Origin of the sequence: Polycladomyces subterraneus (genome assembly GCF_030433435.1) — a bacterium.
Taxonomy (GTDB): domain Bacteria; phylum Bacillota; class Bacilli; order Thermoactinomycetales; family JIR-001; genus Polycladomyces; species Polycladomyces subterraneus.
The window spans coordinates 54213-73364 of the sequence record NZ_JANRHH010000020.1; the positions used below are offsets into that span (position 1 = coordinate 54213).

The window sequence follows — 19152 nt, forward strand, 5'->3', positions numbered from 1 at the left end:
GGTGGAAGGGGGAAGATGGATGACGTATTCTTTGGAGGGGAAAGTGGCGTTGGTTACGGGTGCCTCCCGGGGACTGGGTCGTGCGGATGCGCTCGCCCTGGCCCGTGCAGGCGCCGACGTGGTAATTACGGATATCCTTCTGGAAAGCGAAAATAACGAAGAAGTCGCCGAAAAATACGGGCCGATCAGCCAGGTGATGCAATCCACCGGGGTAGTGTATGCCGAAAAAACCGCCGAAGAGATCCGCAAAATGGGTCGGCGTTCCATGGCCATTCGCATGGATGTGACCAACCGGGAGCAAGTAGCGGAAGTGTTTCGTCTCGTAAAAGAGGAGATGGGAGGGATCCACATCCTCGTCAATAACGCAGGGACGCTGGATCACGTCTCCCAGATCGAAGACCAGAATGATGCCTTCTGGGAAAGGGACCTGAAGGTGAATCTAACCGGTGCCTACAACACCACTAAGGCTGTCTGGCCGATCATGAAGGAGCAAAAGTGGGGGCGCATCATCAACATGGCTTCCGTGGCCGGCACACTGGGTGGTTTTGGCCAGGCGAGCTACTCCGCTACCAAGGCAGGCATTTTGGGTTTCACCAAGAGCATGGCCTTGGAAGGGGCGCGGTATAACATCACGGTGAATGCCATCGTTCCAGGGATTATCAACACCGAAGCCTTTCAGATGATCAATCCCAAGATGAAGGAGCGAATGATCCAGCGCACCGCTTTCAAACGGCCGGGGGAACCGGAGGATATTGCGAATGCCATTTGTTTCCTGGCCTCGGATCACGCTCGCTACATCACTGGGATCGAACTGAACGTCTCCGGCGGAATCGAACTGTTCACTTTTTAGGAGGGATCGGGATGAAGCAGGACAAGGACGCCGTGATCCTGGATGCCGTCCGGACGCCGATGGGACGAAAAAAGGGAATGCTGAGCCGGACACGGCCTGATGAGATGGCGGCGCACGTATTGTCCGGCATCGTCGAACGAAACGGAATCGACCCGGGGGCGGTGGAGGATGTCAAAATGGGCTGTGTCACCCAGATTGGCGAACAGGGTTACAACATCGGCCGCCTCGCCGCTCTGATCGCCGGGTTTCCGGTGGAGGTGTGTGGCGTCAGTTCCAATCGGATGTGCGGTTCCAGTCTGGAGACATTGAATCAGGCCGCACACGAAGTAATGGCGGGGATGGGGGACCTGTTCATCGCTGCCGGGGTGGAAAGCATGAGCCGTGTTCCCATGGGGAGCGACGGAGGCAACTTCAGCGAAAAACTGACTGACCGGTATATGATCATTCCTCAGGGGTTTTCCGCAGAGATGATCGCCTCCCGTTGGGCTTTGTCCCGGGAGGAACTGGATGCGTTTTCCTATGAAAGTCACCAAAAAGCACTAAAGGCCAGACGGGAAGGGCGGTTTGACAACGAAATCCTGCCCATCGAGGTGGAGGATGAGAACGGAAACTTGCGACTGATGGAGATGGACGAGACTCCCCGGGAGGATACTGATCTGCAAAAGATGGCCACCTTGCAACCTTCATTTCAGACTGACGGTGTTGTCACCCCGGGTAACTCCAGCCAGATCTCTGACGGCGCAGCCGCGGTTCTCATCGCCTCCCGCAAAAAGGCGAAGGAGCTGGGCATCCGCCCCCGTGCCCGTATTGTAGCCACCGCCACTGCGGGCGTGGACCCGACGATCATGCTGACCGGTGTGATCCCAGCGACGGAGAAAGTGTTGAAAAAAGCGGGATTGCGGTTGGAGGACATCGATCTCTTCGAAGTGAATGAAGCTTTCGCCTCTGTGGTGCTGGCCTGGCAACGCGAAACCGGTGCCCCTTGGGAAAAAGTTAATGTCAACGGCGGGGCAATCGCCCTGGGCCACCCCCTGGGGGCCAGCGGAGCCCGGATCACGGCCACGTTGGTCAATGAAATGGAGCGACGGAAATCCCGTTTCGGCCTGATTACCATGTGCATCGGCTTTGGGATGGCCATCGCCACCATCCTGGAGCGGGAGGAGTGAGGGGCATGTGGAAACATTTTCTGGTAGAAACCAGAGATTTCGTCACCACGGTCACCATCAACCGCCCTCCCTATAACACCCTGAGTGTGGGCACGTTGGAGGAGTTGGGCCGGATTCTGGATGACCTTGAAGAGGATGAGGCGACACGGGTCATTCTCCTTACGGGGAGCGGAGATCGCGCATTTTCTGCCGGAGCAGACATGACGGAGTTCGGCCAGGCGGAAGGTGGTCCCGAGGCAGTCATCCGCAAAGTACACAATCTGTTCCTTCGCATCGAACACTTTCCGAAACCGATTATCGCTGTCCTCAACGGGTACGCGCTGGGCGGGGGATGCGAGCTGCAAATGGCCTGCCATCTGGCAGTAGCCTCGGATCAGGCCAAGCTGGGGCTCCCGGAAGTCAAACGGGGGATTCTACCCGGATACGGCGGGACCCAGCGCATGGCACGTCTGATAGGAAAAAGACGCGCTCTCTATTACATGCTGCGGGGGGAGCATATTTCTGCCGAAGAGGCGAAAGCCTGCGGTCTGATCAATGAGATTTTCCCTCACGATCATCTCCGTGAAAAAGCTTTTGAGCTGGCCGCCTCCATGGCGCGGGGTTCCGCACCGTTGGCAATGCGAGGGATTATTCGGGCTGTGGGACGGGGATTGGAACAATCCCTGGAGGAAGGACTAGCCTTGGAGATAGAAGAGATGTTGAAGGTGGTCGTCTCCGAAGATGCCGCGGAAGGCATTCAGGCATTCTTCACAAAACGGGAACCAGTGTTCAGGGGAAGGTAGTCCTTCCATAACGTTACGAAATTACAACGTTTCCTCTTGCTAGCTCAAAATCCTTAATGATTACTGGTTTATATGATCCGCCAGGCTCTTTATCGACGACGAGTCGAGAAAAGATGCCGCGGATCATTTCTTTTCGTTCCTGTCGTGAAGCATGTTTCCATACATATCGAAGATTCTTTAATGCCTCTATTAACTCATCACGCGATATCCGGAGTGGTGCTGCCAGTTTGCAGGATCGATTCTAATTCCGCTTTTAGCAGTGCCTCTCGCTCCCTGTCTTCTTGGGTTCTTTCCCTTAATTCCTCCAAAGTGATGACATCATTTGCAAACGCCTCTTGCCATTTCCTGCGCCGTTTTTTTATCCGTTCAATTTCCGCTTGAATTTCCTTAATCCTCTCACTCGGGGGATCGGGCTGGTGCCACGAGAAGAAGAAAGCCCAACGATTATTTAAGTTTAGCCGTATCACTGAGGAGTTTCAGCGGCTGGACTTCGACAACTTCACCCTTGAAGGCCGTCCTTCACTTATACATCAGGCGTATGCATACGCTAAAGCATATGTGGAGGACTTCGAGGAGATCAAAGAGACACGAAAAAACAGTATCGCTTTTCTAGGCATACCAGGTTGCGGTAAAACTCACCTGCTGATGGCTATCTCCAACAATCTGATGAGAAAGGGAGTCGGCGTTCTCTACTTCCCATGGGTGGAAGGCTTCAACGAACTGAAAGACAACCTTGGGGATCTTGATGAACGGGTTCGACAAATGCAGCGTGTTCCGGTTCTGTTCATTGATGACCTTTTCAAAGGCCGGAAGAAACCGACGGACTTTCAGCTTGAACAGCTTTTCGCCATTATCAACTACCGTTACTTTAATCACTTACCTATCCTTGTTTCCTCCGAGCGGGACTTTGACCAAATCTGTGACATCAATGAGGGCATCGGATCACGGATTTACGAGATGTGCAAGCATTACACGGTGGTCCTTCGTGGTGAACCCAATCTGAATTACCGGTTTGAGGATGAGGACTGGAGCGGATGAAGCATGGGACGACCAGCTGCCGTAACACCATTGGCAGTCAAGGGCGGAATATATATATCGCCTTGGAGGATCTTGATGTTATTTGGGATGAGGACGATATTCCAGGCATTGTAAGGCTTTGGAATGAAGGTTTTTCGTTAATGGATATTGCCAATGCATGCGAGAGAGAATCGGCTGAGGTTTTTCTACTGCTTATGGATTTAGACATAAAAGGGAACCGAGACCAGGCGGTATTTTCGGCACAAAGCGGAGCGTATGGAAGGAGGAAAGGTGAATGATCCAATTCGTAGTTCCGGGCCGGTGTGTTCCGGCCCCACGGATGACATATCGCGGGAAGCGATCACCCCAGGTACGGTTCCTCGGTATGATGGCCCGGTGGCCGTGAAGATGGTTATTTACTTGTGGAAACACGGGAAGGAAGGCGACATCGACAACATGCAAAAGACGATCCTGGACGCGCTGAACGGCATCGCATGGACCGATGATCGGCAAGTGATGGAGGTATTCGCCCGGAAGCATTACGTAAACTCACCGAATGATGAGTGTGTGTTGGTATCAGTCACCAATTACACACCCGAAAAAGAGGTGGTCGACAGTGCTTAACATTCTTTCCCTCCTGCTTTTCTTTGGCGGGGTGTTCAAGTGGATCAACAATGACGGCGAAACGGCATGTTTCTGATGGGTTTTGCATATGCGTTTGCGCTTGCGGATTAAGGCAGCGGTAGAGGGATGGTATTTAAGGCATCATCGACGAAACAAAAAAGGACTGGAAACAGTCCAGGTCCAGATCCCCATAAGCTGATAGCAGAACGTACAATCATTTTACAGAGCTTAGTTATCGGAATCAAGTCAGGGAACCAAGTAAGTTATTAAGTCATTAAGTCGTTGAGAATTGACAAGCAAGGGCGGATGATCATCGTGGAGTTTTGGGAAGTAGCGAGGGACGAAGAGGGTGGGAGGCAGGTATGATGAAAAAAACCTACCGGGGATGGTAGGAAAGGGATCGTCATGAGATATAAACAGGATATGTGCCCGGTTAAATGTTGTTGATTAAAATGGGCTCAAAAATTTACCCCCGCCCATCGGGCAGGGGTGGGGTCTGCCTTTGCATCGAGGCCTTAACAATGTACTTTTAGCCTCATTAATGTCTTACCCAAATTAATGAAAAAAATTCATTAGCCACAGGCGAAAAGAACCGATCGTTTGATCGGCTTATGTGAAGCTCATAGGGAAGCACCGGGATTACTAACCCTGAGAATAATATATTCATCCTATGCTCTGATTAGTACAGAGCTGTGTATAAAATGTGAATAATTTGTGGATAAAGCCCACCTGAAGGTGAGCAAAAATGGGTGTTAGGCACGTGACAACATTATGTTGGTTTGGATCGAGGGGTGACAAAAATTGGGCTTAGTCTAATAGGTATAAAAATGACTGACGAGACCACACATTTGTGTAGCCTCGTCCTCAAGAAGGTGAAACCAGGGGCACTACCCAGGTAGGTGGGTAACCTAGGTGTGCATTATCATCATGAACGTTTTAGCTGATATTTAACCGCTTTTGGTAATCCGTTCGGCAAAGGTTGATATCGATAACGCCGGTCAGGGTATTTGTCAAGTGTTGTTTTTCCGTGGCCAACGACTGGTGTGACGTATGCTGATCGTCGCGGGAAGTATCAAGGGCAAACAGGGATAACATTGCCGAGGGGGTAAGTGTATGGCCTCACGCGGTGTTATCAGTGGCTAGGAAGGTGTGGAAAAACTCCGCATGGGTGCTGATTCCGTCCGGTCGTGTTAATGGCCGGGCGGTGCAAACTCTTCTCCAATCCTTGGCCACGCAAATCAAAGCACGACACGCTGATAAACAAGTGAAATCGATGCGGATCGACAGTAAGACGCGAAAAATCATCGTGGAGTTTCGAGAGGGATGATGAATGAAATATAGGGTGAAAAACCATTTTATTGATGGAACGCTAGGAAGAAGAATGATGGAGAAGGGACGTCGGATAAATGAGTATCGGGAACAAATGGCGAGATGTTCACCTAGACTTTTGAAACGTGCGGATAAGGAGTGATGACCATGTCAGTGATGGGAGACGTCAGAGATGAAAGTGCCGGTAATTAAAAACCATTGCAAGGGTTGTGTCTGGTTGTCGGTTAATGGTCTCTATATGTTCAATCGTTGCGTCAAAAGAAACGGGTGGACGCACGAACGCACCAAAATAAAGCCCGTTTAAATCAAGTAAAGGGGAGCGTGGGAGATGGGAGCGGCACCGAAAAACGCGCCTGTAGTTAAATATAAAAAGCCGTCTTACCGGTGGCAGGTAGAGCGTTTGTTGCGGGAATACCCGGTCCTGAAAGTGGCAATTGAAAACGAACGACAATTGGAGCGGGAGGGCCTTGGGAATCTGTTTCCCTCCTGCATTCCGGTATATAAGGAATCGGTGAGTGGTGGGCATAGCGAATACCAATCCACCACGGAACGATATGCCATCATCCGGCCACCAAGATGGTCAGACTCCAACAGATTGAGCGGGCATTGTGGGTCTTGAATCTGGATGAGCGGTATTTGATTGAAAAGCGGTACCTGGATCGAGCGTCCGCGGATGATATGATTGTTTGCGATGAGCTTGGGTGGAGTAAGCGAACCTATTACCGGATCAAAAGACGGGCATTGGATAAACTGGCAATAGCATTAAATCTGATTTAAGAGAACACGGTTGGATTTACCGATAGAATCCAGATAATCAAAAAGTGTATGAGATTAGTCTCATACACTGAGACTGCTGACAAAGGTAGCAGGTCAGCAGTCTTTTTTTGTCGAAATTTTTGTCGAAATTATATTAGCGAGGTGATCTTCATTGGATGTCAAAATAAGATGTGCTAACGTTTCAGACGCTGGCTATATAGCAGCTTTGTCAGGCCAGTTGGATTACCCCACGAGTCAAGAAGCAGTTAGTATCTGGTTACAGCGGTTTTTGAATCATGAGGATCATGCTGTTTTTGTCGCGGAAGTTGGCCAGAATATTGTGGGTTGGGTACATGCGTATAAGACTTATTATTTATATGGACCTGTATTTGCTGAAATTGGGGGGATTGTAGTAGACAGTAACCATAGAGGCACCTCAGTTGCACAACAATTAATGCAAAGTTGTGAAGAGTGGGCGAAGAATAACGGCTGTGCTTACGTTCGTGCACGTTCAGGTTCTACTCGCTTAAGAGCTCATGCATTCTATACAAAAATTGGTTATGAACAGTCAAAAACCCAAAAGGTATTTACGAAGTACCTTATTTAATTCGAAATCAGAAGATAATCAAGGGCAAAGGACGGAATCATATGTTTCAAACCCACTCCCATCAGCAAGGCTGCATCGAATTGGTCAACATCGAGGATTTGGTGCCACAGAATCACTTGTTGCGTAAGATCGACGCCACCATCGACTTTTCGTTCATCGCGGAAAAGACCCGACCGTTATACTGCGAGGACAACGGGCGTCCCTGCGTAGACCCGGTAATGTTGTTCAAAATGTTGTTCATCGGGTATTTGTATGGCATTCGCTCCGAACGGCGCCTGGTGGAAGAAGTGCGGGTCAACGTAGCATATCGTTGGTTTGTGGGACTTTCCTTGACAGACAAGGTGCCGCACGCTACCACATTCAGCCAGAACCGACGACGCAGATTCAACGGAACAACCATCTTCCAAGAGATTTTTGACGAGATCGTCCTGCAAGCCATCAACCACGGACTGATCGAGGGGAAAGAACTGTTTACGGACTCGACGTTTTTAAAAGCGAACGCCAACAAGAACAAATTCACCCGTCAGATGGTTCGTCAGTCCACGGAGAAGTATGTGGAGGAATTGGATCGTGCCATTGACGAGGATCGTGAAGCGCACGGCAAGCGGCCGTTAAAAAAAAAAAGACACCCCTAAGATAGAAAAGGAAATCCGCGTCAGCACCACTGATCCGGAAAGCGGCTACATGGTGCGGGAAGGCAAACCGGAAGGGTTTTTCTATCTGGATCACCGGACGGTAGACGGTAAACACAACCTCATCACGGACGTGTACGTCACACCTAGAAACGTGCACGACGCCAAACCCTACCTGGCTCGTCTGAAACGGCAGAAGGAACGCTTCGGCTTTAAAGTGGAAGCCGTAGCGCTGGATGCCGGATACCTGACGAGTCCGATTTGCCATGCCTTAAAAGAGCAAGGGATCTTTGCCGTCATCGCCCATCGCCGTTTCCACCCGCAAAAAGGATTGTTTCACAAATGGCAGTTCAAGTACGACGCTGAGCGTGACGTATACATATGTCCGGGAAAACATGAACTGACTTACCGAACCACCAACCGCCAAGGATACCGGGAATACAAATCCGATCCGCAAACATGCCTGGATTGCCCGTTTTTATCCCGGTGTACACGTTCGAAGAACCATGTGAAAACCATGACCCGTCACGTATGGGAAGATGCCAAGGAGTGGGTTCGTCAAAACCGGTTAAGCGAGCGGGGAAAAGTGCTCTACAAACGAAGGAAAGAGACGATCGAGCGGAGTTTTGCGGATGCGAAGGAACTGCACGGACATCGCTACGCACGGATGAGGGGGCTTGCCAGAGTAACGGAGCAATGCCTCCTTACTGCCGTGTGCCAAAACATCAAGAAAATGGTCTTGCTCCTCTGGAAGAGGAGCAAGGGGCCCGAAGGCGGGCCCTTTCTCCGTGATCTTTGTCTGATTTTCTCTATTTTCTTCCAATACCTATACAAAACCCAGCGGTTTTTCCGCTGGGTTTGTCAATAGCCTCAGTGTATGAGATTAGTCTCATACACTTTTTCTAATTTTAGGACATCCATTCATCCCTTTTTCTAAACACAATCATATGATAAGGAAATAGAATAACTGTTTGAAAAAGGTGATAACTTTGCCGGTTAGAAGAGTAATGGGGAAAATTTTGAAGACGAGCGCTATGATCCAAAGCCCATTGGTACGTAAGCATATCCCTCTGACCCGGTGGTTGAATGAAGAAACCTTGACAGACATGTTGAAAAAACATTACACGGTGTTCATCAAACCGGACAAGGGGAGCGGAGGGTATGGGATTATTCGTGTTCGGAAGACATCGAAAAATCTTTTTGAAGTCATTATGGGCACCAAAAGACAACTAGTTCCGCAGGAGAACCTGATGAAGTACATTCAGAATTTCACACGTCCCTTCAGATCTTATTTGGTCCAACAGGGAATCAAACTGTCCCAATACAAAGGCCGTCCCTTTGACTTTCGGATCTACATGCAGAAACCTAGGAATAGTTGGGTAGTTTCCGGTAAGGTGACACGTGTCGCCGCCCCAGGCCGTTTCCTGACCAACTACCATCAGGGGGCGAAACCCGTCACCGTACCGGAAGTTTTAAGAAGCGTCCTGAACAATAACAAAAAGGTGGCAGAAATGATCCAACAGATAGGTCAATTGTCCCTGGCGACTGCGCAGGTATTAGATGCCCATTTTCCGGGGATCCGCGAGCTGGGAATCGATATCGCTTTGGAGAAGAGCGGAAAGTTGTGGATACTGGAAGCCAATACGAGCCCGGCTTGTATCACTTTCCGCTTGCTTCCTGACAAAACCATGTACCATCGGATCTTGATGAACCGACGTTACATCTATAATGCCTATGTATAAACGGATAGAAACCCCCGAAGGAGGTATGAATATGACGGATCAACCATACCAAAATGCCGAAGATGTGAAAGGGCTCCAACAACACATCATGGTGTTAACAGGGGAAGAGAAACGGACCGTTTCTCAAATCATCGACCGATTGCCACCCTTGGATATCAGGCGGGTGGATAATGAAACCTTAAACTGTGTGCAGGTGGCGGCACAGAATCTCCCTGCCCGCTTGGTGAAACATTTGGTCCGTTTCCGACGAGAACCCAATGACTACGGTGTGTTGATGTTTCGAAATCTTCCTACTGATACTGATTTGCCCCCCACTCCAGAAGACGGTGGACGATCCCGAGAAAAGTCGTCCTTTGTTAGCGAGTATAACCTATTATTGTTCCTTTTGTTCTTGGGGGAGCCTATCGCTTACGAGGATGAGAAACAAGGACTACTCATCCAAAATATCTGTCCGGTTAAAGGTCAGGAAAAACGACAAGAAAATACCAGCTCCCATTACCTGAACTACCATACCGAAGATGGATTCCATCCTCACAGGCCGGACCATTTGGCGTTGATCGGCTTGAGATCTGATCACGAAGGCGTTGCCCGAACCTTGACCGCTTCCATACGCCAAGTCCTTCACGACATACCGAGCACAGCGATTTCCCTTTTGCGGCAGCCGTTGTATCGTCTTTTCCCCTCCTCCTCTTTTAACATGGGGAAAGATGATTACTCAGTATATCTACCCGTTTTATCCGGGAGTTGGCTGGAACCGCAGATGTGTGTCCATTTCAGCTCCATGACAGCTACTCGAAGGGATGCAAAATGGGCTTTGGACACACTTCGGAAAGCGTTGACCCAGGTCGGTATCGGCTTTCACATCAATCCCGGCGACCTCCTAATCATCGACAACCGACTGGTTGCCCATGCCCGTTCCTCTTTTCAACCAAAATATGACGGGAAAGATCGTTGGTTACAACGAATCTTTACCGTTGTGGACTTCCATCAGTCTAGTTTTAGTAGAGGGAGGGGGCAACATGTTTGCTCCCCTTTATATGCGGACAATACTCGCAAGATGGTATGGGACAAACCGGGCGTGATTCAAATTGACTGAGATTAAGTATAACGGACAAGGAATGTGCCTTTTAAAGCAGGTGGAACGATGTTGTGAGAGTTGAATTTGAAAGAGGCAGTTGAAAATAAACAGCAACTGGAACAAGAAGGAGTGAGTGACTCGTTCTATTCTTGCACTCCTATAATTAAGGATACGGTAGTTGCAGCGAATATCATCCAATATCGGTTCAAGTAGGTTGAGCTAGGTTGAGCGGGCAAATATGAGCGATGGGTTGCATGGTGGAGCTAAAGATGCCCAACGACCTCGGATTCGATTCCCGAGCAACCCACCATTCTTTTCTTTTTGATGAGGAGGGAGAGAATGAAACGAAAATATACCCTGCGATTCGATACACCGGACGAGCGAGATTATTCACTGTCACTTGAACATCCTCGCGCTCATGCTTCTAAAGTTGACTTGCGGCCCTATATGCCTCCGGTCTATGACCAAGGCCAGTTAGGAAGCTGTACTTCGAACGCTCTTTGTGCGATGCGGCGTTATTTCGCCATGAAGCACGGAGACAACACGGACTTGTCGCGGCTCTATCTGTACTGGCATGAGCGGGAGCTTGAGGGGACGATTGATCAATGTTGCGTGATGGTATGAAGGTACTGCGGAAGCTGGGCGTGTGTCCGGAAAATGATTTCCCCTATGACATTAGACGGTTTACCCAAAATCCGAGCGCAAAAGCAGAAGCAGACGTGGGCAAATACAAAATCGTGTCGTATCACCGTGTGCGTAGCCTGAAAGAGATGAAAACGTGCTTACATCACGGTTACCCGGTGGCAATTGGTATCAAAGTGTATGAGAGCTTTGAAAGCCCCGAGGTTGCGGAAACTGGTGTGGTTCCTGTTCTGTCTCCTGAGTTTGAGGAGTTTCTTGGTGGCCACGCATGCTTGGTTGTTGGCTATGATGACGAGCGCGAACATTTGAATGTCCGCAACTCTTGGGGCGAAAACTGGGGAGATCACGGAAATTGTTATCTCCCTTATGAGTTTTACCGGAATGGTCTGATCGTAGACATGTGGACTGCCTTTGCTGAGTAGGGGGATTCTTATGGAGTACCTATTAGGTTTTGTTTACATTGCGCTGGCCGCTCATATGCTTGATGCTTTCCGTCATTATTGGCGGGAAGGTGAAATATTTTCAACTGGTTAGAATCTGGCATGGGGAGCAACAATGTTATTAATCGGATTGGCCATTTGTTTGAGAGAGTGGTAACATTGTGTTCTGGTTTGGACTGATGATCGGGTTTATGTTCGGTTTCTCTATTGCAGTGTTGCTGTGACTCATAGGGGTTGAGGTTGAGGTGGTGGCCATGTAATGGGTAAACGCGGGAAGAAAATCGACGATAAAACCCGTGAGGAAATCAGGGCCTATTATCAGCGTGCGGGAGTAAAAAGGAGACGGCACGGAAATTTGGGGTATCTCCTTCCACGGTAAAGAGGCTGTGTGAGGAGATAGATTCGGAGGAGTTGGAAAAACTTCGAACCCAAAAAAATAGCCGATCACATCGATCAAGCCTGGGAGATCATCAACCTATACATGGATCATCTGAAGAAACCGGAAACGCTGCAAAAGGCCACACCACATTCCGCAGCCGTGGTCATCGGGACCATGTGGGACAAGATCCATGAGAAGCGTGAACTTGATCTGAAGGAACAGGAGAACGAGATCAGGCGGCGTGAATTGGAGCGCAAGGAACGGGGATTGTCGGACGAAGCGGTCGAGAAGGTGGTCGATCAGTTTGTCCGTGCTTTGGGTGCTGATCCCTCCGATGTGTGGGAGGGGATCGAGGACGAACGGCCACCGAAGGAAACAGCAGAGGAAACTGAATAAAAAAAGCGCGGGGTAAGCCCCCGCAATTACCCGAGAAGAGAGACCTGAAAACGAGGGCAAGGGGATGTTCAATGCCATGTGAAGACATCCGTCGCCACCAATAGCTCGATGCACTTTTTTATTATAAGTCGAACGCGAAAACTATATCAATGAACAATCTTTGAAATAGATACGCGGTGGCTAACTGACTAGTTGGTCAACTTCCGAGAATCCGACATTATCGGAAGTTAAATTCTTTCATAGATCATTTTCCAAAAAAGGGAGAAGGAGGGTGAAAAAGAGATTACAACCCTTCCCGTGGAAGCCATTCAGCAAGAAGCAAAAACGTATCCTTTACTGATGGCGACCGGGTAGTCCATACGAGAAGAAGTAAATCCTTATCGCTGACGGGAGCATCCGGGCGGGAAAAACCGTCTGTATGATCCTCTCATTCATCCTTTGGTCCATGACCAACTTTCGAGATAAGGATTTCATTGTGGCCGGTCGATCTGTCGGGGCACTCAAGCGGAACGTCCTGACGCCCATGTTTCAGATCCTAGAGGGTATGGGCTTCGAGGAAGGCGTCCACTACCGTTACAACCGGGTGGAGGGACGTATTGATATAGGCTCAAACAGATACCACTTGTTCGGGCGAGCAATGAGAAAGCCCAGGACGTATTGCAAGGGATGACTGCTGCCGGTGCATACGCAGACGAGGCGGCATTGTTCCCGGAATCATTCGTTAACCAAATGCTTGGGCGCTGTTCGGTTCCCGGCGCGAAAATATGGATGAACTGCAACCCGCAGGGGCCACGGCATTTCATCAAAACGGACTTCATCGACCAGATAGACAACCCGCAAAAGAGCATATGCCGTATACACTTCCTGCTTGAGGACAACCCAACACTGACCAAGGAAACAATCGACTTTTACAAAGGGCAGTATCAGGGCAAACGCAATATCCTCGGCCTTTATTGCCCCCTATGCGAGCAATCGCATAGTGCAAACCGGGTTAAAATTGGCAGGCTAAGTGTTCGGCTCATGACCGAAGGCATGTTATATTCCTGTTAGGGGATTGATCATAACATGACCATCGGCATTTATTCGATCATTAACAAGGCAAATGGCAAGCGGTACATTGGAATGTCGGTGGATATTGAAAACAGATGGCGTGTTCATGTTTGGATGTTAAGGAACGGTGTACACCCTAATGAAAAACTACAAAACGCCTGGGACAAATATGGCGAAAGTAAGATGGCGCTAGAGATTTTGGAGCGATTCGATACGGTAGATATTGAACCGAATGGCTCCGCAGAAAAGCACTTTATCGAGATGTACGATTCCTTCCGAAACGGGTATAACAAATCGCTCGGCGGAGATGGGACAGTTGGATTTATTCATGATCCAATCAGGTTAAAAAAGTTGAGCGAGAAAATGAAAGGCAATAAACATGGCTTAGGCAAAAAGCGATCCGATGAAACGAGAAGAAATTTGTCCGAGGCGTTCCGAAAAAGAAAGGATTTATCCTAGCACTCCGAGCGGGGGAGAAAGACATTAAAACGCCTATGGAAAGACGAGAGGTTCCGTTCGAAGGTTATTTCTATACACAAAGGAAACAAATACGCTTTGGGGAGAAAGATATCCGAAGAACACCGAGCGAAGTTATCCGGACTTCATAGTGGGAAGGGTAATCCATTCTACGGTAAAACCCATTCGGAAGAATCCCGCAAAAAAAATGTCTGCAAATAGTGCTTGGAAAGATGAAAACTATCGCCAAAAGATGATCGAACTAAAAAAGGAATACATGAGAACGCCAGAGTATCGCGAGAAAATGTCTAATGCCATGAGAGACGAAGGAAACGGAAGATCAAAGATTACGGAAAAGCAGGCAATCGAGATAAGGTTAAGATACCTAAAGGGCGACAAATTGCGGTTTATCGCAAAGGACTACGAGTCCTATGGGATATCGAAAAGAGCTGTTCAAAAGATTTGCCTTGGACAGACTTGGAGCCATTTGCCTAACACGATCGAAGAGCTCGAACATATGCTAACCAATTACCAATCATGATGGCGACATCATGAAGGTTTAAGATGCTGGTGGCGAATGCTTCCTTATTCTCTGTCATCCAGCTTAACAATAACTTGATACAGAGGAGAGCGAACACAGGAGCGCTTCCCGCAATTATTCCCTCCCATCCATCATCCCAACAAGCGCGCACATTCGATCACTCAGTGAAGGCGAACCCAAACGCAAAACAAAACCAAACGGGAATCCCGACTTTGATTTGCCGAGTGATAGCATTGGATATCACTAGACTGGAGACCGCGAAAAACGTGTCCACTCCGATCACTGCCATGTGAGCAAACAAGCCGGGAAAACCGACCATTCCTTAAAAAAACTCCAATGCGTGATGATACGAAATCGCCATGTTGCAAAAGAAAATTATGTATGCACTGATTACGATAGTGCGGTATTATACCAAGGAAAGACCTCCTTTCATTTTCCATATGAGTCCATATATATGAAGAGCCGGTACGCGACCGGCTCTATTTAACTATTCACTTACTCAGTTTGATTGCTGCCGTTTCACCGGAGAGGAAACCGCCTTGGCCGATAAAGGTAAAGGACTCAACGGGTTTTTCCGGTACATCAAACACGATTTTTCCCGTTTTCGTAGCGTGCGGGTTGATCGGTTTGAGGAAGAACCCGAGCGTATCACCGCCCGTTCCATTAACCCATGTATCCGCTGTCGGATCAGCTTCATATTCCGCACCGTCTTGATCTTTCAACTTAGTCAATGCGGCATCCATCGTGATTTTTTCCTTACCGTTGTTTTTCACTTCCACCTCGACGACAAGGTATTGGCCTGCGCCAGGTTTGTATTCACCGCCCATTGGATTTTTGATTACTTTTTTGGACTCAACGCTGACGACTTGGTATGAAAGATCGCCCGCATTCACGACATCCCCAATTTTCGCCGCCGCTTTCTTTTCACTTATGTTTCCGGTTGAGTCAACCGGATCACCGGTTTGGGCCACCGGTGTGGTGTTTGTTTCTGATCCTCCGCCAATTGCCGCTACACCATGCACCCACAGACAGAAAAGAACGAAAACAGAACCACAGCCAATCATAAGTTTTTTCATTGTTGTTCCTCCTCTGATTCTTCTTGCACTTACTGGATCATTTCTTCCAAATCCGATTCATAAACACGCCACATTCCCGAAACTTTAACGCCTTTTAAACGCCCCTCCCGAAGCCACTTTTTGACGGTCACGAGGCTAACAGACAATTGTTCCGCAACTTCATTTGGTTTTAATAACCTTCCTTTTATCACCCTTCCCCCTCCCATTTAATCGCCACGGTATGAATTTATTAGAGGCCTAATAAACGGTCAAAGCCCTCATATGGATACATATATGTACATATGAGGGCTTTTCTATCTCAATTTTCTTTATATGGGAGATGGAAATCAAAGTCTAAATTTGTGGTTTTATAATGATGAGCTTCCCCTTTTTTCATTTAAACGAAACGACACGTTTCTCCCGATGGCTCCGTATGGCACATTCTATTACCTTGATCACGTCACGGGCTTCCTCTGCGGTGACAGGTGCCGGTTTTTCCGACCGGATGGCCTCGGCGATCCCTTCATAATAAGCATGATAGGTTCCCGGCAGGGTTTCTACTCGTCCTTTTACCGATAACCCGCCAAGCTCCACGGTGAGTTCCCCGTCATACTCTTTCTGACCTACTCCATATCCCTGATCCCCGGGGGCCATTCCCTGTTTCAACTGGTCTTCCTGCGGGTCCAGTCCGTATTTGATGAAACTTCCTTTCTCCCCGTGAATCTGAAAACGCGGACCTTCTCCTCTGACCAGTGATCCGGAATGGAGAACGACCTTCAACCGTCCATAATCCAACACAAGGTGGGAATAATCCACGGTTTGGGCACCTTTCCGTTGCGCTGCCAAGTCGGCCCAGACGGTCCAGGGTGGTCCGAAGAGAACCAATGCTTGGTCGATCAGGTGGGAACCAAGGTCGTACAGTGTACCCGCACCCGGAATGTCGTGCTCCCGCCAGCGGTCACGCACTTGTGGACGATAACGGTCATAGTGAGCCTCATACAAGGCGAGTTCCCCCAGGTAACCCGACTCGATCAACCGCCGTACGGTGAGGAAATCGTTATCCCAGCGACGGTTGTGGTACACGCTGAGTAAAACGCGGTGTTGTTGTGCCAGATCGATCAGTTCGTCCGCTTCTTCCGTGGTAATGGTGAACGGCTTTTCCACCACCACGTGTTTGCCTGCTGTAATCGCCGCCTTGGCGTATGGATGATGGAGGGTGTTGGGAGTAGCGATCACGACCAGCTCGATATCCTTTCGCTCCAACAGCTGATCCGTCGTGGAAAAGACTTCCACATCCGGTAGATCTCGCAGAACTTTGTCCGGATTGGAGGAAACCACAGCAGCCAACTCCAACCCTTTTACCCGTTGAATCAACGGGGCATGAAACACCTTACCCGACAAACCGTAACCGATCAAGCCTACTCGAATGGTCATCTGTTTTCTCCTCCTGTTGCGATCAACATTTGTACGTCGTGTTGTTCCAACATGTTTCGAAACGCATAATCCGGTGGTTGTTCTGTTACGATGATATCGATGTCTTCCCAGGAACAAACGGAGTGAAAAAGGGTCTTCCCAAACTTGGTGGCGTCCGCCAACACCACGGTTCGGTCTGCACGCCGGATCATTTCCCGCTTGACGAATGCTTCTTCCGGATTTGAACTGGACAACCCCTCTCCCGATAACCCGCATGCACCAAGAAACAGCCAGTCCACCCGGTACTGGCGAAGCATCTCCACGGTTTGCGTACCGACGATGTTTCGGTGCCAAGGATTCAGCTGTCCGCCCAGCAGATAGATGGTGGCCCGGCCGCTTTTGCCCAATGTGTCGGCGATGTCGATTGAATTGGTCACAGCAACCAAGTCACGGACATAGACCGCTTCCGCTGCGCATTGTACGGTAGTGGAGGCATCAAACAACACGTGATCACCGTCACGAATCAAAGCGGCAGCCGTACGACCGATCGCCCGCTTGGCTTCATGATGGGCACGGTCTTCATAGCAAATAGCCTCACGAGTCAATGTTGGACGGATGGCACCTCCCCGTACACGGACGATCAGGCGGTCTTCTTCCAACTTGACCAGATCGCGCCTGGCCGTATCGCGAGAAACGCCGAAGCGTTCACAGATTTGCTCTATACTGATCTTCCCATACTGTTTCAGGTGTTCCACAATCGCCAACAACCGCTCTACCTGTGTCAAATGCATCCCCTTTCATTACAAATACGTACGTCGTTATAAGTGTAATCCTTAAACACCCGTTGTACAAGTCTAAACCCATATGATGAGACTGAGCAAAAAGTATGTAACACTGCGTTGCTTAGTGGCTCCTACGTTTTGGCAAGGGACGGTCAACATCCAAGCGCTGGATGTGTCGAAAACGCTACAAAAAGGGGAAGACGCCCCATTCGTTCAAGATCTCCGCAGCAAGTTGGCAACAATCGAACATCCCAAGTTGGCGGAACTGAAAAAATCTTTGACAGAAACAGTCGACCGCGTGGTACACCTGATCTCCCATGTGCTATCTCAGGAGGAACTGATCCAGACGGCGGTATTGACTGACATGATATACGATGCATATTGCGCCATCCATCTGCTGGAGGGAGTGCAATACGACCTGTAAACAAGCGGGGACGGCAGAAGGATGATGGCGGATCAACAGCTTCGGCTTAGCGTAAACAGGACCACGGCCGGTGATTTTGGCGGGGCGGGCGATGTCGGACGGCACGTTCCGTTCGCTTGTGATGTTTAATTTGACGGCTCAATTATAAATTAACTCATTATTAAGTATTTTATAAAATTTTTTCCTCGAATTTCGTTCCATCCAAGGGTAATGTCCACAGTTTTTTAATAGAATAAGTCGAAAGTCCTCAATCATTGCGGATAATGGTCTCTCTATTCCCTCATAAGGATGTGGATCATAGTCACCATGGATAGCTACCACTGGACATTGTATCTGTTTGCCGAGTTCCATAAGGATTCCGCTTTTTCTCAGTTCACTAGCCTCTTTCCATACGCTTTGAAGGACATCGAATTGTACCTCTATTTTGTTGTCAATAGAAAATAAAGGATCGAAAGAGTCGGCTTTAAATATTAACTTTGCAAATTGAGCCAGGATATTATTCTTCTCTTTGGTACTGGGATCGACTAAAGCATTTCTTAAAGCGTTGACTTGTAACCTCTCTTCTTCATTCAGTCGACTTAATCGAGTTTCCATTATCTTCGAAGCATATTTTTCTTCAAATGGACCACTACCAATCAGTATCAATTTCCTCACGAATGTGGGATAATATGCTGCAAAAATAAAGCTTAGCCACGCTCCCCATGAGTGACCAATGAATGTGATAGGAATGTTGCCATGTTTATTTAGGATGGTCCTCAATTCTCGAATTTGCCCTTCTACCGTTTTTGCAGTATGCAATGGTTCTAAAGTTCCCCAAACATAGGATAATTCCTTAGCCACGGGTGCCATTTCTCCCAAAGCACCTGGGCCGCCATGAATTACAGCTACAGTAAAAGGTGCGTTACCATATATCCTGAGTTTTTCCATTTTTCAAACTCCATTCCTGATCCGGGTTCTCAAAGATATTTCAACTTCCTCTAATCGTATTATT

23 protein-coding genes are annotated in these 19152 nt (G+C 48.8%); 18 read left to right on the plus strand and 5 right to left on the minus strand.

Annotated features, from left to right (window positions below):
* The first annotated feature begins 19 nt into the window (after positions 1-19).
* From NWF35_RS04615 to NWF35_RS04690, 17 genes are all read left to right on the plus strand, one after another.
* A complete protein-coding gene (locus NWF35_RS04615; RefSeq protein WP_301237903.1) occupies positions 20-850 on the plus strand; it encodes an SDR family NAD(P)-dependent oxidoreductase in 831 nt (276 codons plus the stop codon).
* Positions 851-861: 11 nt separating this feature from the next.
* A complete protein-coding gene (locus tag NWF35_RS04620; protein WP_301237904.1) occupies positions 862-2016 on the plus strand; it encodes a thiolase family protein in 1155 nt (384 codons plus the stop codon).
* Positions 2017-2021: 5 nt separating this feature from the next.
* The gene (locus NWF35_RS04625) at positions 2022-2798 is read left to right on the plus strand and encodes an enoyl-CoA hydratase/isomerase family protein (protein WP_301237905.1); all 777 of its coding nucleotides are present in this window, start codon (positions 2022-2024) and stop codon (positions 2796-2798) included.
* Between the two features lie 462 nt (positions 2799-3260).
* Positions 3261-3836 carry an ATP-binding protein gene (locus NWF35_RS04630; protein WP_301237942.1) on the plus strand — a complete coding sequence of 192 codons (576 nt, stop codon included), beginning with the start codon at positions 3261-3263 and terminating at the stop codon, positions 3834-3836.
* Positions 3833-4114: a hypothetical protein gene (locus NWF35_RS04635; protein WP_301237906.1), complete on the plus strand. Its 282-nt coding sequence runs from the start codon at positions 3833-3835 to the stop codon at positions 4112-4114. The genes NWF35_RS04630 and NWF35_RS04635 overlap by 4 nt, the downstream gene beginning before the upstream one ends.
* Positions 4107-4439 carry a RusA family crossover junction endodeoxyribonuclease gene (locus tag NWF35_RS04640; RefSeq protein ID WP_301237907.1) on the plus strand — a complete coding sequence of 111 codons (333 nt, stop codon included), beginning with the start codon at positions 4107-4109 and terminating at the stop codon, positions 4437-4439. Before NWF35_RS04635 ends, NWF35_RS04640 begins: the two co-directional genes overlap by 8 nt.
* A 1147-nt stretch (positions 4440-5586) precedes the next feature.
* Positions 5587-5766 carry a hypothetical protein gene (locus tag NWF35_RS04645; RefSeq protein ID WP_301237908.1) on the plus strand — a complete coding sequence of 60 codons (180 nt, stop codon included), beginning with the start codon at positions 5587-5589 and terminating at the stop codon, positions 5764-5766.
* 578 nt (positions 5767-6344) lie between these two features.
* Positions 6345-6545 (plus strand): ArpU family phage packaging/lysis transcriptional regulator, encoded by a 201-nt coding sequence (locus NWF35_RS16790; protein WP_363321554.1) that lies wholly within the window; start codon positions 6345-6347, stop codon positions 6543-6545.
* A 151-nt stretch (positions 6546-6696) separates the two neighbouring features.
* Entirely contained in the window at positions 6697-7131 is a 435-nt protein-coding gene (locus NWF35_RS04650) for a GNAT family N-acetyltransferase (protein WP_301237909.1), read from the plus strand.
* A gap of 41 nt (positions 7132-7172) precedes the next feature.
* Positions 7173-8631 (plus strand): IS1182 family transposase gene (locus tag NWF35_RS04655; protein ID WP_301237910.1). Its coding sequence is split into 2 segments (ribosomal slippage): positions 7173-7745 and positions 7747-8631, totalling 1458 coding nucleotides; the frame shifts between segments, so codons are not numbered across the junction.
* 139 nt (positions 8632-8770) lie between these two features.
* Positions 8771-9505, plus strand: a complete 735-nt coding sequence (locus NWF35_RS04660; RefSeq protein ID WP_301237945.1) for a YheC/YheD family protein — start codon at positions 8771-8773, stop codon at positions 9503-9505.
* Between the two features lie 31 nt (positions 9506-9536).
* Positions 9537-10601, plus strand: coding sequence for a TauD/TfdA family dioxygenase (locus tag NWF35_RS04665; protein WP_301237911.1), 1065 nt, complete (start codon positions 9537-9539; stop codon positions 10599-10601).
* A gap of 321 nt (positions 10602-10922) precedes the next feature.
* Positions 10923-11207 carry a hypothetical protein gene (locus NWF35_RS04670; RefSeq protein WP_301237912.1) on the plus strand — a complete coding sequence of 95 codons (285 nt, stop codon included), beginning with the start codon at positions 10923-10925 and terminating at the stop codon, positions 11205-11207.
* Positions 11189-11647, plus strand: coding sequence for a C1 family peptidase (locus NWF35_RS04675; protein WP_301237913.1), 459 nt, complete (start codon positions 11189-11191; stop codon positions 11645-11647). Before NWF35_RS04670 ends, NWF35_RS04675 begins: the two co-directional genes overlap by 19 nt.
* A gap of 499 nt (positions 11648-12146) precedes the next feature.
* Entirely contained in the window at positions 12147-12440 is a 294-nt protein-coding gene (locus NWF35_RS04680; RefSeq protein WP_301237914.1) for a hypothetical protein, read from the plus strand.
* A 666-nt stretch (positions 12441-13106) separates the two neighbouring features.
* Complete coding sequence (locus NWF35_RS04685) at positions 13107-13490, plus strand: hypothetical protein (protein WP_363321555.1); 384 nt, start codon at positions 13107-13109, stop codon at positions 13488-13490.
* A 15-nt stretch (positions 13491-13505) separates the two neighbouring features.
* Positions 13506-13949 carry a GIY-YIG nuclease family protein gene (locus NWF35_RS04690; RefSeq protein ID WP_301237915.1) on the plus strand — a complete coding sequence of 148 codons (444 nt, stop codon included), beginning with the start codon at positions 13506-13508 and terminating at the stop codon, positions 13947-13949.
* Between the two features lie 1029 nt (positions 13950-14978).
* Here the strand turns inward: NWF35_RS04690 and NWF35_RS04695 are convergent.
* The 4 genes from NWF35_RS04695 to NWF35_RS04710 all read right to left on the minus strand — a co-directional run bounded on the left by NWF35_RS04695 (position 14979) and on the right by NWF35_RS04710 (position 17740).
* Positions 14979-15563, minus strand: a complete 585-nt coding sequence (locus NWF35_RS04695) for a DUF4352 domain-containing protein (protein ID WP_301237916.1) — start codon at positions 15561-15563, stop codon at positions 14979-14981.
* Positions 15564-15592: 29 nt separating this feature from the next.
* Complete coding sequence (locus tag NWF35_RS04700; RefSeq protein ID WP_301237917.1) at positions 15593-15754, minus strand: helix-turn-helix domain-containing protein; 162 nt, start codon at positions 15752-15754, stop codon at positions 15593-15595.
* Positions 15755-15935: 181 nt separating this feature from the next.
* Positions 15936-16976, minus strand: a complete 1041-nt coding sequence (locus NWF35_RS04705; RefSeq protein ID WP_301237919.1) for an oxidoreductase — start codon at positions 16974-16976, stop codon at positions 15936-15938.
* Positions 16973-17740: a DeoR/GlpR family DNA-binding transcription regulator gene (locus NWF35_RS04710; RefSeq protein WP_301237920.1), complete on the minus strand. Its 768-nt coding sequence runs from the start codon at positions 17738-17740 to the stop codon at positions 16973-16975. Before NWF35_RS04710 ends, NWF35_RS04705 begins: the two co-directional genes overlap by 4 nt.
* 79 nt (positions 17741-17819) lie before the next feature.
* Between NWF35_RS04710 and NWF35_RS04715 the strand changes: the two genes are divergently transcribed.
* Positions 17820-18161: a hypothetical protein gene (locus NWF35_RS04715; protein ID WP_301237921.1), complete on the plus strand. Its 342-nt coding sequence runs from the start codon at positions 17820-17822 to the stop codon at positions 18159-18161.
* A gap of 138 nt (positions 18162-18299) precedes the next feature.
* Here NWF35_RS04715 and NWF35_RS04720 read toward each other — a convergent pair whose 3' ends face one another.
* Positions 18300-19088, minus strand: coding sequence for an alpha/beta fold hydrolase (locus tag NWF35_RS04720; RefSeq protein ID WP_301237922.1), 789 nt, complete (start codon positions 19086-19088; stop codon positions 18300-18302).
* Positions 19089-19152 lie beyond the last annotated feature (64 nt).